The sequence below is a fragment of the Bacillus sp. SIMBA_031 genome (genome assembly GCF_046535225.1).
Taxonomy (GTDB): Bacteria; Bacillota; Bacilli; order Bacillales; family Bacillaceae; genus Bacillus; species Bacillus velezensis.
Genome location: NZ_JAWRXC010000007.1, coordinates 80,711 through 97,637 on the forward strand (window position 1 = coordinate 80,711; position 16,927 = coordinate 97,637).

A 16,927-nucleotide genomic window follows, 5' to 3' on the forward strand; every position below is an offset into this window, starting at 1 on the left:
AGGAGGGAGACAGTATGTCATTATTTGATCACAAAATCACAGAACTGAAACAAATGATACATAAAAAAGAAATCAAGATTTCCGATCTTGTTGATGAATCTTACAAACGGATCGCATCTGTGGATGATAAGGTGCAGGCGTTTTTACAGCTTGATGAAGAAAGAGCCCGCGCTTACGCGAAAGAACTTGACGAAGCGGTTGACGGACGGTCTGAACACGGTCTTCTCTTCGGAATGCCGATCGGCGTCAAAGACAACATCGTGACCAAAGGGCTTCGCACAACATGCTCAAGCAAAATCCTCGAAAACTTCGATCCGATTTACGATGCGACGGTCGTGGAGCGCCTTCAAGCCGCTGAAGCCGTCACGATCGGAAAACTGAATATGGACGAGTTCGCGATGGGTTCTTCTACTGAAAACTCCGCGTACAAAGCGACGAAAAACCCTTGGAATCTCGATACGGTTCCCGGCGGATCAAGCGGCGGTTCCGCAGCTGCGGTTGCCGCGGGCGAAGTGCCGTTTTCACTCGGATCTGATACGGGCGGCTCCATCCGCCAGCCGGCTTCTTTCTGCGGCGTCGTCGGATTAAAGCCTACATACGGACGCGTGTCACGTTACGGTTTGGTCGCTTTTGCTTCTTCATTAGACCAGATCGGACCGATCACAAGAAACGTAGAAGATAACGCATTCCTGCTTCAGGCGATTTCAGGGCCGGACAAAATGGACTCTACGAGCGCCAATGTCGAAGTGCCGGACTTTCTGTCTTCATTAACTGGCGATATTAAAGGCTTAAAAATCGCCGTACCGAAAGAATATCTCGGAGAAGGCGTCGGCAAAGAAGCGAAAGAATCGGTTTTAGCCGCTTTAAAAGTGCTTGAAGATCTCGGAGCGACATGGGAAGAAGTATCTCTGCCGCACAGCAAATACGCGCTTGCGACGTATTATCTGCTGTCTTCTTCCGAAGCGTCTGCAAACCTTGCGCGCTTTGACGGCATCCGCTACGGCTACCGCTCAGACAATGCGGACAACCTGATCGACCTTTATAAACAGACACGCTCAGAAGGCTTCGGCAATGAAGTGAAGCGCCGCATCATGCTCGGCACCTTCGCGCTCAGCTCCGGCTACTATGACGCGTATTACAAAAAAGCGCAAAAAGTGCGCACGCTTATTAAAAAAGATTTTGAAGACGTATTTGAGAAATACGATGTCATCGTCGGACCGACAACGCCGACACCGGCATTCAAAATCGGCGAAAAAACCAGCGATCCGCTCACAATGTACGCCAACGATATTTTAACGATTCCTGTCAACCTCGCGGGTGTGCCGGGAATCAGCGTGCCGTGCGGATTTGCGGACGGACTGCCGCTCGGACTGCAAATCATCGGAAAACACTTCGATGAAGGCACTGTATACCGCGTCGCTCATGCTTTTGAGCAGGCAACAGATCATCATAAAGCGAAACCTGAACTGTAAGGGGTGAAATGAAGTGAACTTTGAAACGGTAATCGGACTTGAAGTCCATGTGGAATTAAAAACAAAATCTAAAATTTTCTCAAGCTCACCGACGCCATTCGGCGCGGAAGCGAATACCCAAACGAGCGTCATCGACCTCGGCTATCCCGGCGTGCTGCCCGTTTTGAACAAAGAAGCGGTCGAATTCGCGATGAAAGCCGCAATGGCTTTGAACTGCGAAATCGCAACGGATACGAAGTTTGACCGGAAAAACTATTTCTACCCGGACAACCCGAAGGCATATCAAATTTCTCAGTTTGACAAGCCGATCGGCGAAAACGGATGGATCGAAATCGAAGTCGGCGGAAAAACGAAAAAAATCGGCATTACCCGTCTTCATCTTGAAGAAGATGCGGGAAAACTGACGCATACGGGCGACGGCTATTCCCTCGTTGACTTCAACCGCCAGGGCACGCCGCTTGTCGAGATTGTATCTGAGCCGGATATCCGCACACCGGAGGAAGCTTACGCATATCTCGAAAAGCTGAAATCAATTATTCAATACACAGGCGTTTCCGACTGTAAAATGGAAGAAGGTTCACTGCGTTGTGACGCCAACATTTCCCTCCGTCCGATCGGCCAGGAGAAATTCGGCACAAAAACGGAGCTGAAAAACCTGAACTCCTTCGCGTTCGTGCAAAAAGGACTTGAGCATGAAGAAAAACGCCAAGAGCAGGTGCTTCTGTCAGGCGGAGTCATTCAGCAGGAGACGCGCCGCTACGATGAAGCGACGAAAAAAACCATTTTGATGCGTGTCAAAGAAGGTTCTGACGACTATCGTTATTTCCCTGAGCCTGACCTTGTCGAGCTCTACATTGATGACGAATGGAAAGAACGCGTAAGAGCAACCATTCCTGAGCTTCCGGACGAGCGCCGCAAGCGTTATATCGAAGAGCTCGGTCTGCCTGCTTATGACGCAATGGTTCTGACGCTGACGAAAGAAATGGCTGATTTCTTCGAAGAAACGGTCAATAAAGGCGCAGAAGCCAAGCAGGCATCAAACTGGCTGATGGGTGAAGTCTCAGCTTACCTGAACGCCGAACAAAAAGAGTTTGAGGATGTCGCGCTGACTCCTGAAGGCCTTGCCGGCATGATTAAGCTGATTGAAAAAGGAACCATCTCGTCCAAAATCGCGAAGAAAGTCTTTAAAGAATTAATTGAAAAAGGCGGCGACGCAGAAAAAATCGTCAAAGAAAAAGGCCTCGTCCAGATTTCTGACGAAAGCGTGCTTCTGAAGCTGGTAACAGATGCGCTTGACAGCAACCCGCAGTCAATTGAAGACTTCAAAAACGGAAAAGACCGTGCGATCGGCTTCCTTGTCGGGCAGATTATGAAAGCCTCAAAAGGACAGGCCAACCCGCCGATGGTCAACAAGATCTTACTTGAAGAAATCAAAAAACGATAAAAAAAGCAGCCGCCTGAAAGGGCGCTGCTGATACGGAGACCGGTAAGCGCCGGTCTCTTTTTTTATAAGCTGAAATAGGTTTCAATGGAAGACCGCAGCGTTTCAATCTGCTCATTTCCGCTGCCTGCCAAGTTGGATAGCATTCCTTTAATAATCGGTTTTCGCGGCTCTTCCTTTGCGTATTCCTCTTCAATGACTTCAAGCGATACGAGGACGTCCTCAGGCAGCCCCTGCTGTGCTTTTATCTTTTGAATATCCGCAAGCAGTCTTTCTCTGTCCGCCGCGGGCTGAGTGAAGATATCCTCCGGCAGCAGCGGATCGGGATTGTCTCTTATCAGTCCCATAATCAGATCATCGATTCTGGCAATCAGAAAGGCCGCCACGTTTTCCGTCCGGAATGCCGTATGTTCATTAAAAATCAAGAAATGAATATAGGAGCTCACAATTCCTTGCGCCATAACGGACGCATCCGCTATAAACGGTGTGACGGCATCTCCGTAAACGGAGAGCAACGCATCCCGATATAGCATGTTAAATTGAATATTGGCCTCATGAAAATACTGTTTGACCTTTTGATTTTCAGGAATGACCTTTTCGCTCAGCAAGAGAATGATAAAGTCCTTGTGCTCCATAAATTCCTGGAATTGATAAGCGATTTGTTTTCGGAATACGTCCTTAGGCGGTTTATGCTGGTGTTCTGTTTTGATTTTCTTTATTTCTTCCATAGACATGCCGATGTAATACTCACATGCTGACAGCAAAAGGTCTTCTTTTGATTTGAAATGGAGATAGAAGGCTCCTTTTGAAATTCCGCATTCACCGGCGATTTCCTGAATGGTTGTTGAAGAAAACCCTTTTTTGGCAAATAAATGGATGCCTGTTTTTATGATTTTCTCTTTTTTTTCGTTCATGACGTGCTTCCCCTTAATCCTGAAAAATTTAGAAAAATTTACTGCCTTATTAGTTGACGATGTTGAGTTATACCGTTTAGTATTATATAGAATGACCAGTCAGTCAATAAAAATTAACGGAGGACATGATGAACCACATTATTAACTTTGTACTGAAGAACAAATTCGCAGTTTGGCTGATGACGATTATCGTTACTGTAGCAGGGCTGTATGCCGGTATGAATATGAAGCAGGAATCCATACCGGACGTCAACATGCCTTACCTTTCAGTAAATACGACTTATCCCGGAGCTGCTCCGAGTCAAGTTGCGGATGACGTGACAAAACCGATCGAGCAGGCGGTCCAGAATTTAGAAGGAGTGAGCGTCGTAACGTCCACATCCTCTGAAAACGTCTCATCGGTTATGATTGAATATGATTACAGCAAGGATATGGACAAGGCGAAAACCGAAGTCGCTGAAGCGCTGGACAGTGTCAGCCTTCCTGACGACGCGAAAAAACCTGACATTTCCCGTTACAGCCTCAACTCTTTCCCGATTTTGACGCTCAGTGTGACAAGCGGCAAAAGCTCGCTTGAAGACCTGACCAAAAATGTGGAAAACACTCTCGTTCCTAAGCTTGAAGGCATTCAGGGCGTTGCGTCCGTGCAAGTTTCCGGACAGCAGGAAGAGCAGGTGGAATTCTCTTTCAAAGACAAAAAAATGAAAGAGTACGGACTTGATGAAGATACCGTCAAGAAAGTGATCCAAGGCTCTGACGTCAATACGCCGCTTGGATTGTACACGTTCGGCAACAAAGAAAAATCAGTTGTTGTTAACGGAAATATTACGTCAATTAAAGATCTGAAAGATATGAGAATTCCAGTCACATCTTCTTCTGCCGCTCAAGGTCAAGCGGACGGAGCCGGTGCGGCATCTGCGGCGGACGCTCAGGCTATGCAGCAGGCACAGCAAAGCGCGGCAGCAGGAGTGCCGACAGTCAAGCTTTCTGACATTGCCGACATTAAAGATGTGAAAAAAGCTGAATCCATTTCCCGCACGAACGGAAAGGACAGCATCGGAATTAATATCGTAAAAGCCAATGACGCCAACACGGTAGAAGTGGCCGATGCGATTAAAGATGAACTGAATCAATACAAAAAAGACCACAAAGGGTTCAAGTACAGCTCGACTCTTGATATGGCAGAGCCGATTACAGAGTCGGTGGATACGATGTTAAGCAAAGCGATTTTCGGCGCGATTTTTGCGGTCGTGATCATTCTCTTATTCTTAAGAGATATTAAGTCAACGATGATTTCTATCATTTCCATCCCGCTGTCACTGCTGATTGCGCTTCTTGTGCTGAATCAGCTTGATGTCACATTGAACATAATGACGCTCGGTGCGATGACGGTCGCCATCGGACGGGTAGTCGACGACTCGATTGTCGTGATCGAAAACATTTACCGCCGCATGAGGCTGAAAGATGAACCTTTACGCGGGAAGCAATTGGTGCGTGAAGCGACGAAAGAAATGTTTAAACCGATCATGTCATCAACGATCGTAACCATTGCCGTATTCCTGCCGCTTGCCATGGTCGGCGGACAGATCGGCGAACTGTTTATGCCGTTTGCATTAACAATCGTCTTCGCGCTTGCCGCATCGCTGTTGATTTCGATCACACTGGTGCCGATGCTTGCGCACAGCTTATTCAAAAAATCGCTCACAGGCGCGCCTGTTAAAGCGAAAGAGCATAAGCCGGGCAGATTGGCCAATTTCTATAAAAAAGTGCTGAATTGGTCATTAAGACATAAATGGATTACATCTATCATCGCGGTTCTGATGCTTGTCGGCAGTTTGTTCCTCGTACCTCTGATCGGCGCGAGTTACCTGCCTGCGCAAGCGGACAAAACGATGCAGCTCACATATACGCCTGAACCGGGCGAAACGAAAAGCGAAGCTGAAAAAGCTGCGCAAAAAGCGGAAGACATGCTGCTTAAACGCAAACATGTCGATACCGTTCAGTATTCTTTAGGTTCGCAAAGTCCGCTCGGCGGAAGCTCAAACGGCGCATTGTTCTACGTGAAATACGAGGATGACACGCCTGATTTTGACAAAGAAAAAGACAATGTCTTAAAAGAAATCAAAAAAACATCCAGCCGCGGCGAATGGAAATCACAAAATTTCAGCTCGTCAGGCAACAACAACGAATTAACGTACTATGTGTACGGAGATTCAGAGTCTGATATTAAAGGCACGGTCAAAGACATCGAAGGCATCATGAAAAAGCAGAAGGATCTGAAAGACATCAACTCAGGCCTTTCCAGCACATATGATGAGTACACGTTCACCGCTGACCAGGAGAAACTCAGCAAGCAGGGCCTGACGGCTTCGCAAATCTCCCAAGCCCTGATGTCCCAAACGTCACAGTCTCCTTTGACAACGGTGAAAAAAGACGGCAAAGAGCTTGACGTCAACATCAAAACAGAAAAAGACCAGTATAAGAGTGTAAAAGAATTAGAGGATAAAACCATCACATCGCCTGCAGGCCAAGAAGTAAAAATCGGCGATGTGGCGAAAGTGAAAAATGGCACGACATCCGATACCATTTCCAAACGCGACGGCAAAGTGTACGCTGACGTAACGGCAACCGTCACTTCTGACAACGTCACGAAGGTGTCATCAGCCGTTCAAAAGAAAGTTGACAAACTGGATAAGCCGGACAATGTATCCATTGATACCGGCGGTGTATCAGCGGATATTGCTGATTCCTTTACGAAACTCGGCTTAGCGATGCTTGCCGCAATCGCCATCGTATACCTCGTTCTTGTGATCACGTTCGGCGGAGCATTAGCGCCGTTTGCGATTCTGTTCTCGCTTCCGTTTACAGTCATCGGCGCATTAGCCGGCCTGTATGTATCCGGAGAGACGATCAGTCTGAATGCCATGATCGGTATGCTGATGCTGATCGGAATCGTCGTCACAAACGCGATTGTCTTAATTGACCGCGTCATCCATAAAGAAGCGGAAGGCTTATCGACGAGAGAAGCGCTCCTGGAAGCGGGCTCTACGAGATTGCGTCCGATTCTGATGACGGCGATCGCGACAATCGGCGCCCTGCTTCCATTGGCATTGGGCTTCGAAGGCGGCAGCCAGGTCATTTCTAAAGGACTCGGTGTCACCGTTATCGGCGGTTTAATCAGTTCGACTCTGCTTACCCTTCTGATTGTGCCGATCGTATATGAAGTATTAGCGAAATTCCGTAAGAAAAAACCTGGAACGGAAGAAGAGTAAGACAGCGGGCCTTGGCTCCTTAAACGGAGCCGGGGCCTTTTTTCTTCTGGCAATTCCTGTACATATTGTTGCGATTTTCTCAAGTCATAGTATAATTAAAGGTTGTTAGTGTTAATAATGGATCGGATACTCTTAAGTAGGATGATGAGATAATGAAACGTGCACGCATAATATACAATCCGACTTCAGGACGGGAGCTTTTTAAGAAAAATCTTGCCCAGGTCCTGCAAAAATTTGAACAAGCCGGTTATGAAACCTCCACCCATGCCACCACATGCGCGGGGGATGCCACCCACGCCGCAACAGAAGCCGCTTTGCGGGAGTTTGACCTGATTATCGCAGCCGGCGGAGACGGAACGATTAATGAAGTCGTCAACGGCCTCGCGCCGTTAGACACACGCCCGACACTCGGCATCATTCCGGTCGGCACGACAAATGACTTCGCCAGAGCGCTGGGCATTCCGAGAGAGAATATACTGAATGCCGCTGATACCGTCATTAACGGCGTAGCCCGCCCGATCGACATCGGACAGGTGAACGGTCAGTATTTTATCAACATCGCCGGCGGAGGCCGTCTGACGGAGCTGACGTATGATGTGCCAAGCAAACTGAAAACGATGCTCGGCCAGCTTGCTTATTATTTAAAGGGAATGGAAATGCTGCCTTCACTTCGACCGACAGAAGTCGAGATTGAATATGACGGCAAGCTGTTTCAAGGCGAAATTATGCTGTTTTTAGTGACGCTGACCAACTCGGTCGGCGGATTCGAGAAGCTGGCCCCTGATTCCAGCCTGAATGACGGCATGTTTGATTTGATTATTTTGAAAAAAGCCAATCTCGCGGAGTTTATCAGAGTCGCGAGCATGGCGCTCAGAGGCGATCATATTAACGATCAGCACATTATTTACACAAAAGCGAACCGTGTGAAAGTCAATGTATCAGAAAAGATGCAGCTGAACCTGGACGGCGAGTACGGCGGCATGCTGCCGGGCGAATTCGTGAACCTGTACCGGCATATTCATGTCATCATGCCGAAAGAGAAAGCGGAACAGCTGGATGATTAATACGCGGACAAAATCCTAAAACAGTATTCGTTTTAGGATTTTGTCATCTTTTCAGCGTGATCGGAAACCTTTGAAGGCTGACATTGAATTTGAAGGTTTGCCAGCACGCTGAAACAAGGCTATTGGTAAAACTAGAGGTGATTATAGATGAAAATGAAACCCCCGATAGAAAAAAATGAATACTATGATGTGACATTTGAGGATTTGACGCACGAAGGAGCGGGCGTCGCAAAGGTTCAGGGCTTCCCGATCTTCGTGCCGAACGCCCTGCCTGAGGAAAAAGCGCAAATCAAAGTGACACGCGTCAAAAAAGGCTTCGCTTTCGGCCGTTTGATCGAGCTGAAGGAAGAAAGCCCGCACAGAACGGATGCCCCGTGCCCAATCTACAAACAATGCGGCGGCTGCCAGCTTCAGCACATGACCTATGAAGGCCAGCTTTTGTTTAAACAGAAACAAGTCAAAGACGTCTTAGAACGGATCGGCAAGCTGGACCTCTCAAAAGTCACCGTGCACCCGACGCTCGGCATGGAAGACCCGTGGAACTACAGAAACAAAGCGCAGGTGCCGGTAGGAGAAAGAGAAGGCGGACTCGTCGCCGGATTTTATCAGCAAAGAAGCCATGACATCATCGACATGAGCGCCTGCCTGATCCAGCAATCCAAAAATGACGAAGCCGTCCAAGCCGTCAAAGACATCTGCGCAGCATACGGTGTCAAAGCCTATAACGAAGAACGCCACAAAGGCTGGCTCCGCCACATTATGGTCAGATACGGCGTCGTCACGGGCGAAATGATGATCGTCTTCATCACAAGAACAAGCGATTTTCCGCACAAAGCGAAAATCATCGAAGACATCACAGCGCAATTCCCGCACGTCAAATCCATCGTGCAAAACATCAATCCAAACAAAACAAACGTCATCTTTGGGAACGAAACAAACGTCATCTGGGGCGAAGAATACATCTACGACCTCATCGGAGACGTCAAATTCGCCATCTCCGCCAGATCGTTCTATCAGGTTAACCCGGAGCAAACAAAAGTGCTCTACGACAAAGCGCTTGAGTACGCGGAGCTGCAAGGGGAAGAAACCGTCATTGACGCCTACTGCGGCATCGGAACGATTTCTCTATTTCTGGCGAAGCAGGCGAAAAAAGTGTACGGCGTCGAAATCGTGCCGGAAGCCATCGAGGATGCGAAACGCAACGCTGAGCTGAACGGCATCACAAACGCGGAATTCGCAGTCGGAGAAGCGGAAACAGTCATTCCGAAATGGTATAAAGAAGGCATCACGGCCGACACCCTCGTCGTCGATCCGCCAAGAAAAGGCTGCGACGAAGCCCTCCTGCGGACAATCATCGACATGAAACCGAAGCGGGTGGTGTACGTGTCCTGCAATCCAGGAACGCTTGCAAGAGACCTGAGGGTGCTTGAGGATGGCGGGTATCAGACGCTCGAAGTGCAGCCGGTGGATATGTTCCCGCATACGAATCATGTGGAGGTAGTATCGCAGATGATTTTAAAAAATGAAGCAGGCTCCCGATAAGGGTAATACCCGCTTTTATTCAAATGTTGGGGCGGCAAATCGGTAATTAATCACTGGTGTGCCGTCTTCTTTTACATCATTTCTATTGATTGGGCGATGTGAAATTTCCGGTGTTAATTCATTAAAGTTTAGAAATTGAAGAAGCTCTTGTTTCAGATTGTCGATATTATCAATCACTTGCTCACTTTCAATCATTGAGAGCATTTCATTTTTCTTTTCCGCAAGCTGAGCAAATTCATTTTTGTATCTTCAACCATTTCTAAATACTCATCATGTTTGATTTTTTCATCAGCAAGCATATTGATGAATTTCTATTTTCGTACTCTTTATACGCCATTTGCTTGTTGAGCTTATCAAGCTTTTGTTGAATATCCTTTTTTGATTTCTTTGACTTCGCCTCAAGCACTTTCAAATATTGTTCTTTATCAATTTTTAACAAGTTTTCGGATATCATACAAAATCGTTTCTTTGAGATTGCCCTTTTTGATCGTGTGAGCGCTACAAGCTTTTTTACCATGCCGAGCATAAGTGCCGCAAATATAACCATTTGGTCGATTACTTCGATACCACATTCCCTTTCCGCAATCCGCGCAAAAGAGGATGTTCGTAAATAAGTGAAGCTTTGGGGCAGTTATGAATTTCTTTCGCTGCTTTTGCACGGCCTCAAACATATCATGCGAGATGATGGGATCATGGGTATTCTCAATGATATACATATCATCTTCGTCTTGTTTCTTTCGTTTTTTGCTTGTGACACTTACTGTCGTCATGCGCCCTTGAACTAAATCTCCAACATAATGAGAATTTGTTAAGATGAGCTTGATCGTGGAATCATTCTATTTGTCACTCGCATTTTTCTTCCCTGCAACATCTGCGGGTGTTTTGACTCCTTCATAATAGAGCCGTCGTGCGATACTTTCACGACCACTTCCTTCAAGATATTCACGAAAGATTCTTCTAACAATTTCAGGTGTTTCATCATTACGAATAAAAAGCTTCCCCTCTTTGACCTCATAACCGTATGGGGGATTGGAACCTTTAAACAAGCCTTTTTTTGCACGTGTTTTTAATGTTTCTTTTACACGATTACTTGTATTTTGAGATACTTGTTCATACATCCATGCGTATAGCCCAAACATACTTGTGTTTCCGGTAAGAGTGTTGATGGCGTTATCTAATGTGATAATGTGAATTCCTTGATTTTCGCAAAGTTTTTTGATTTTGTATGATAACTCACCATTCCGAGCAAGTCGCGATAACTCTTTGGCTAAGATGAAATCGAACTTTTTGTCTTGAGAGTCTTCAATCATTCGTTGAAGGTTTTTTTTCTTTGCGGTTGTTCCGGATTGCACATCTATGCAAAATTCGTAGATGTCCCATCCTTTTTCTTCAATGAATTTGTAAAACAATTCTTTCTGATATTTTAGTGAGGCTTTTTGTTCCTCTTTATCTGTTGATACTCGAATATAAATTGCACATCTCATGAAGCATCTTGCTCCTTATCGTTTGGTTGAGATGTAGCAGTGTTTACCTTGTTAGTGGTATTTACAAATTCTTCTATTTTATTATCCGATAATTGCTTTGATCAATGAGCAAATGCCAACTTAGGATCGGTATATATATGTTCAACTGAATGAGGTTGTTTAGTCATGATGAGCTACCTCCATTTGACCGCTGTATAAAATCAATATCGCGTTGAATTTTTTAAATTAACATAAAATGGAAGAAAACTCACTGGTCTTTCGTGAGAAACGTGAAAGAGAATAAGTGATAATGATATCTACTTTTTGGTTGCGGACTTGGTTTAGTAAATGGTTTAGAGATTGTCGTTGTTCAACTCCGCTGTCAATATCCAGAAAGATAATAGGTTCCAATTCTCTTTCCTTGGCATATACCTCTAAGTGATGAAGGGTTGCCATATTATTTAAATGATTTGTACGAAAATAGATTCCTACTCTAGGTTGTTTTTTCATGATTGTTTGTTTCCTTTCGATTCTCGTATTTTTTGTTCTATATTCTTTGAAGCTAATTCAGTAAAGTAATTTGAATGCTTCCTATAGTCCTGTAAAAGTTAATTAGAATCTACTGATTCTGGATCATTAACTATAAATAAAGCTTCGGAGCTTTCTAAAATCACTATTCATTGATGTTTCTTTCTCCTTTCGATATTAAAAAACCGTAGAATTTCATAGCCGACTATTCATTTAAGTGGCTAAGTAACCGCTGCGGTTTTCGCTTGTTGTTGGGTTACAATATTTTTTTGGAAATTATTAAATTTGTTCATCTAACATGGTTTCTCCTTACCATATTTGATTCGTTGCCTCATGATTTGAGTCTCATGTTCAATTATCCAAGCATAAAGACTAATTAAATCTACGTTTTGTTGCTGAGTATTGATGGAACCATCTAACGTTATAATTTGAATTTCCTTCATCTCACAAAGCTTTTTCATTTTAGAAAATAGTTCAGGATTCCGTAATAATCGTAATGGATCTATAATAGAGATATATCTTTAAAGAGGAGGGCTTCCTTTGCCTTATGAAACTGGTGGTAGGGCTGATAAGTTTGGAAATAGATATGAAGGTAGATGGGTGGTTAAACAATTACTTAGACTAATAAAAGAGGAAATATCATCTATTATACTGGAAGGTATTGGGAAAGAGGAAGAGGGCATTGATCTATGGATTAGAAACAATGATGGAAGTAAAATATGCTCGCAATGCAAGGGGAGAAATGCAAGCAAAGAGTATTGGACTATAGGTGATTTGGGTGCAAAAGGAATTTTTCAAAAAGCAAAAAAACAATTAGACTCCAGTGATAAGATTAGTTATCAATTTGTTTCAGCAGTTAATAGTATGATGTTGAATGATATTACTAATCGGGCTAGAAATTCTAATGGAAACCCTAGAGATTTTTATGAATATCAAATAAAGAATAGTACAGAAGTGTATAAAGAATATAGAAAAATATGTGAGTATCTTGGGCTGGATCATAGTTCTGTTCAAGACAATGAACAAGCCTTTCATTATTTAAAAAGAATGCATGTTATACATTACTCCGATGATTTAGAAACAAAATTAACCTTGAAGGAAACTATAAAGTATCTTTTTATAGGTAATCCCGAAACTATTTATAATCTATTATTGAGCTACCCTATAGAAAATGATTTATTAGGAAAAGAAATATCATCTTATATGATAATAAACTTTTTAGAAAGTCAACCTGACATTTCATTTAGACAATTACATAAAGATGAACGGATTATGCCAAGAATTGAGTATCTGAATAATGAGTTTGATTCTGCTTTCGTTAAAATTAATAACTCTCTCATGCATAGGCAGGAAAGTGAAAAGTGTTATAAAGAACTTTTGAATGGAAATTCAGTAATTATACATGGGAAAGCAGGAAGCGGAAAAAGCGGATGTGTTATAGAATTAAGAAATAAGCTAAAAGAAAAAAATATAGTTCATCTTGCATTAAAACTAGATCGGCGTGTTCCAGAATATTCTTCTAATAATTACGGAGATCAATTAGGTTTATCTGCATCACCAGTATTTTGTATTGATGCAGTTTCCAAGGATAAAGAAGCTGTTTTGATTCTAGACCAACTAGATGCAATCCGATGGACGAATAACCACTCAAGTACTGCACTAGAAGTCTGTAAAGAAATGATAGCAGAAGTAAACAATATCAATAAGGAAAGAGATAGAAAAATAACGCTGGTATTCATTTGCAGAACGTTTGATTTCCAAAATGATAATGGTATAAAGCAATTGTTTTCAAAAATGAACACCAATTACAAAGAAGACACATGGAAAGAAATAATTATGAGTGATCTGGATAATGATAGCGTAAAAGAAGTTGTAGGAGAAACATATAATAACTTATCAACGAAACTTAAACTCTTGTTAAAAACACCTAGCAATCTATATATTTGGTCTAATTTGGAAGAGAAAAGGAAGTCTAATACATACATATCCTCTAGTGATTTAATAAAACAATGGTGGACACAATTAAGTGTTAATTGTGAAATTATGGGTGTTTTTATTAATGATTTAAATGAACTAAAAGATACAATAGTTCATCAAATTGATAATTTAGGGAAGTTAATGATTCCTGTACAGATGGTAAATAATTGCTCAAAGGTTGCGATTGAGCAATTATTATCCAATGGACTATTGTTTTCAGATGGTAAGAGAATTGGTTTTGTTCATCAAAGCTTTTATGACTATTTCTTGGTTGAAAAAATGATTCAACAAATATTTGAAGGTAATTCCATTATTAGTATACTTGGCTCTCCTTCTAAACAGACTCCATCTAAAAGGTATCAACTTCAGATGTTATTAGAAAATTTACTAGACTTTGATATAGATGACTTTGTTGATGTGGGTATTGAGCTAATACAAAGTGTAAATATACGCTTTTACATGAAATATGTCTTTTTAGAAGTACTGGGACAGGTAGAAACAATCAATTCAAAAGTGGAGGTATTCTTAAAAGAATATATTAACTCAGAGTACTGGAGAAATCATTTATTGGGTGCTGCTTTCATTAACCACCCTATTTTTATAAAGTTTTTAATTCGAGAAGGTTACATTAATACTTGGCTTGATTGTGAACAAGATAGGGAGCTAGCATTGTTGCTACTTAGATCTGTTAACTTTGATTTACCAAATGAAGTGACTTCATTGATTTATCCTTTAGCATTCAAAAACCCTGATTTGGATAATAAAATTTACAATGTGCTATGTTGGAATATTGCAGATGATTCTGATGAAATGTTCGATTTTAGATTGGAATTATTAAAGTTTAGGCCAGAACTATGGAATGCGTACATTTCTTGGGAAGAACTTGCTAAAGATGCTCCTAGCAGAGCATTATCTTTAATTGATTTAATTGTTAAAAATGTCAACAATCAGGCTATTGAAAATAGACAGGATTTGGATTATAAGGCAATACAAATCCTTACTGAAATTGCAAAGGATCGACCGTATCAAGTCTGGAAGGACTTTATGCTATATATTGCAGAAACTACTAAAAATACAACTTCAATCTATGACAAAAAAATAGATTTTTGGATATCTAAACAATATATGGGTCAATTGTATGGAAGAGCTTATGTAGAGATGGTTAAGGCTTCAGGAAAAGAATTAATTAAAATTGATGCGAAGAATCTATTGAAGAGTTGTGAAAAATATAATGACTATTCTTCACTTATAATAAATGAGATTTTATTATCCCTTATGGAAAGTCTGCCGGTTGATTGCTCTGATTATGCTATTAGCTGGTTGATTGAGAATCCACACACAAGATTATTCAATTACACAGGGGACTCTGACGAATACTTATATATCGCTAAAAAAGTAATAGAAAAACACTCTAAAACATGCTCAGATGAAGTGTTTGAAAGCTTAGAACATAGACTTTACTATTATCATGAAGAAGATGAGTTAGAAATAGCAAAACGTAGGTTTGAGTTTAATAGAGAAAATAGGATAAAACATAATAAATTGACAGTTCATTGGATATACTGGGGCGAGGTACAAAATTATTTAATTCCAGCTCTCGACCAAGATAGGATATCAAGAAAATCTTTCGAACTGGAAAGAATTCTAAAGCGGAAATTTAATGGTCAATATTTTAGGCATAAAAGGAATAATGCTATAGGGGGGTTTGTTAGTTCGACTATTGGTACTAAAGCTGAAAAAATAAGTGATAAACAATGGTTAAAGATTATTGAGAAAAAAGATTATCAAAAAGATAAATGGTCCTTAAAAGATGGACCTATTCTAGAATCTTCACCAAGGCAATTTTCAAGAGATATTATAAGAGTTGGTGAAAAAGATCCAAATAGAATCGCTAACTTAGCCTTAAAGTTTCCGAAAGATATTGATAATCACTATATCAGTGCTGTTTTCGATATAATAGGTAAAAAAGATTTAGATAAGGATATGAATAAAAACGGAGATTGGAAACCTGTTAATCTCCATCTAGCACAGAGTTTATATAAAAAATGGGTTAACAATGAGAATATAAATGTTGCAACGTCTTTTTGTAGAGGAATTAGAGAGAGAGCTGAAGAATTATGGGACAAGGATATTTTAAACGAAATATCAAATATAGCAATGAATCATCTGAATCCAGAGCAGGGTGAGTTCAATGTAGTGTCCTCAGAAGATAAAGAAGTAAACACGATTAATTCTCTTTTTACAAATTCAATGAATTGTGTAAGAGGTTGCGCTGCTGAGGCAATAGCTTCTTTACTCTGGGAAGATAAAGATAGATATGATTATTTTAAAGATGCTGTAGATTCTATTGTTAACGATAAAAATCTAGCGGTAAATATGTCAGCAATAGAGTGTATTATACCGATTATGAATTTTGATAAGGAACAAACTGTACAGTGGTTCTTTCAATTGGCTAACAAAGATCTAAGAATTGCTGCTCATCCATATGCATATAACTTGTTCTATAATTTATATAAAGATTATTCTAGAACGATTAAAGAGTTAGTCCTTGAAATGTATAATTCAAAGTTTGAAGACGTGGCTAAAGTAGGTGCCAAACACATTGCGAATATGTATGTATTATATGGAAGCTTTGGAGATATTCTTTTTAAGAATATTAATAAATCTAAGGAACAAAAAGAAGGAATCGTTAAGGTTGCATGTGATCTTATTGGATATCAAGAACATCATGAAAAGTGTAAAAAAATAATTGTACATTTTTTGGATGAGGAAAAAGATGACGATCTTACTTTTTCTTATTCTCAATTATTATATAAAGAAAAGATAAATATAAAGGAGGATGAAGAGTTTATTTTAAAATTAGTAACTTCTAAAACTACCAGAAGAATGGTGCGTCGCTTTGTATATTTTATAAATGAAAATGATATACCAATCATATTATTCAAAGAAGTTATATTCGGTATGTGCCAAAATATAATTCAAAACTCTCAAGAAGAAGTTAAAGATGTTGGAAGTGAACTATATGGTATAGCTCGGGAATTATCGAAATTAATTGCTTTTCTCTATGATAGAACCCAAGGTGATTTCGAAGTTAATCAGCGTTGTTTAGATATGTGGGATGAAATGTTCGAAAATCGAATTGGAACTATGCGTGAATTAACGATTACAATTATGGATATGTAAGCTAGGCACAGAATTTCAAAGGTAAATAAAATTATAGGAGTTACATACATTACAATGTTAGCAATATTACA

At 41.3% G+C, this 16,927-nt stretch carries 11 protein-coding genes and 1 pseudogene; 6 read left to right on the forward strand and 6 right to left on the reverse strand.

The window, feature by feature from the left end; all coding sequences use genetic code 11:
- Positions 1-14 precede the first annotated feature (14 nt).
- Together gatA and gatB are read left to right on the forward strand one after the other, a co-directional pair.
- Entirely contained in the window at positions 15-1,472 is a 1,458-nt protein-coding gene (gene gatA / locus SB724_RS16395) for an Asp-tRNA(Asn)/Glu-tRNA(Gln) amidotransferase subunit GatA (protein ID WP_007609878.1), read from the forward strand.
- Between the two features lie 13 nt (positions 1,473-1,485).
- Positions 1,486-2,916: an Asp-tRNA(Asn)/Glu-tRNA(Gln) amidotransferase subunit GatB gene (gatB, locus tag SB724_RS16400; protein WP_410571944.1), complete on the forward strand. Its 1,431-nt coding sequence runs from the start codon at positions 1,486-1,488 to the stop codon at positions 2,914-2,916.
- Positions 2,917-2,978: 62 nt separating this feature from the next.
- Here gatB and SB724_RS16405 read toward each other — a convergent pair whose 3' ends face one another.
- Positions 2,979-3,827 carry a TetR/AcrR family transcriptional regulator gene (locus tag SB724_RS16405; RefSeq protein WP_410571946.1) on the reverse strand — a complete coding sequence of 283 codons (849 nt, stop codon included), beginning with the start codon at positions 3,825-3,827 and terminating at the stop codon, positions 2,979-2,981.
- A 128-nt stretch (positions 3,828-3,955) separates the two neighbouring features.
- Between SB724_RS16405 and SB724_RS16410 the strand changes: the two genes are divergently transcribed.
- The 3 genes from SB724_RS16410 (at position 3,956) to rlmD (ending at position 9,705) form a co-directional block, all read left to right on the forward strand.
- Entirely contained in the window at positions 3,956-7,099 is a 3,144-nt protein-coding gene (locus tag SB724_RS16410; protein ID WP_410571948.1) for an efflux RND transporter permease subunit, read from the forward strand.
- Between the two features lie 152 nt (positions 7,100-7,251).
- On the forward strand, positions 7,252-8,163 hold the full coding sequence (locus SB724_RS16415) for a diacylglycerol kinase (protein ID WP_410571950.1): 912 nt from the start codon (positions 7,252-7,254) through the stop codon (positions 8,161-8,163).
- 147 nt (positions 8,164-8,310) lie between these two features.
- Positions 8,311-9,705, forward strand: coding sequence for a 23S rRNA (uracil(1939)-C(5))-methyltransferase RlmD (gene rlmD / locus SB724_RS16420; protein WP_410571952.1), 1,395 nt, complete (start codon positions 8,311-8,313; stop codon positions 9,703-9,705).
- Positions 9,706-9,720: 15 nt separating this feature from the next.
- Here rlmD and SB724_RS16425 read toward each other — a convergent pair whose 3' ends face one another.
- The 5 genes and pseudogenes from SB724_RS16425 to SB724_RS16445 form a co-directional block, all read right to left on the reverse strand.
- A complete protein-coding gene (locus SB724_RS16425) occupies positions 9,721-9,900 on the reverse strand; it encodes a hypothetical protein (protein WP_410571954.1) in 180 nt (59 codons plus the stop codon).
- 230 nt (positions 9,901-10,130) lie between these two features.
- Positions 10,131-10,421, reverse strand: a complete 291-nt coding sequence (locus tag SB724_RS16430) for a recombinase zinc beta ribbon domain-containing protein (protein WP_410572006.1) — start codon at positions 10,419-10,421, stop codon at positions 10,131-10,133.
- Positions 10,404-11,189 (reverse strand): annotated as a pseudogene (locus tag SB724_RS16435) (recombinase family protein); the annotation flags it as partial. The pseudogene SB724_RS16435 and the gene SB724_RS16430, both read right to left, overlap by 18 nt.
- A gap of 225 nt (positions 11,190-11,414) precedes the next feature.
- Entirely contained in the window at positions 11,415-11,678 is a 264-nt protein-coding gene (locus SB724_RS16440; protein WP_410571955.1) for a recombinase family protein, read from the reverse strand.
- Between the two features lie 311 nt (positions 11,679-11,989).
- A complete protein-coding gene (locus SB724_RS16445; RefSeq protein ID WP_391590169.1) occupies positions 11,990-12,211 on the reverse strand; it encodes a recombinase family protein in 222 nt (73 codons plus the stop codon).
- A 25-nt stretch (positions 12,212-12,236) separates the two neighbouring features.
- Here SB724_RS16445 and SB724_RS16450 point away from each other — a divergent pair, with 25 nt between their 5' ends.
- A complete protein-coding gene (locus tag SB724_RS16450; RefSeq protein ID WP_410571957.1) occupies positions 12,237-16,856 on the forward strand; it encodes a hypothetical protein in 4,620 nt (1,539 codons plus the stop codon).
- The last annotated feature ends 71 nt before the right edge of the window (positions 16,857-16,927 follow it).

Coding starts and splice junctions, on each gene's coding strand:
- gatA (WP_007609878.1), top strand. CDS start 15: ATGTCATTATTTGATCACAAAATCACAGAACTGAAACAAATGATACAT.
- SB724_RS16405 (WP_410571946.1), bottom strand. CDS start 3,827: ATGAACGAAAAAAAAGAGAAAATCATAAAAACAGGCATCCATTTATTT.
- SB724_RS16410 (WP_410571948.1), top strand. CDS start 3,956: ATGAACCACATTATTAACTTTGTACTGAAGAACAAATTCGCAGTTTGG.
- SB724_RS16415 (WP_410571950.1), top strand. CDS start 7,252: ATGAAACGTGCACGCATAATATACAATCCGACTTCAGGACGGGAGCTT.
- rlmD (WP_410571952.1), top strand. CDS start 8,311: ATGAAAATGAAACCCCCGATAGAAAAAAATGAATACTATGATGTGACA.
- SB724_RS16425 (WP_410571954.1), bottom strand. CDS start 9,900: ATGATTGAAAGTGAGCAAGTGATTGATAATATCGACAATCTGAAACAA.
- SB724_RS16430 (WP_410572006.1), bottom strand. CDS start 10,421: ATGTATATCATTGAGAATACCCATGATCCCATCATCTCGCATGATATG.
- SB724_RS16440 (WP_410571955.1), bottom strand. CDS start 11,678: ATGAAAAAACAACCTAGAGTAGGAATCTATTTTCGTACAAATCATTTA.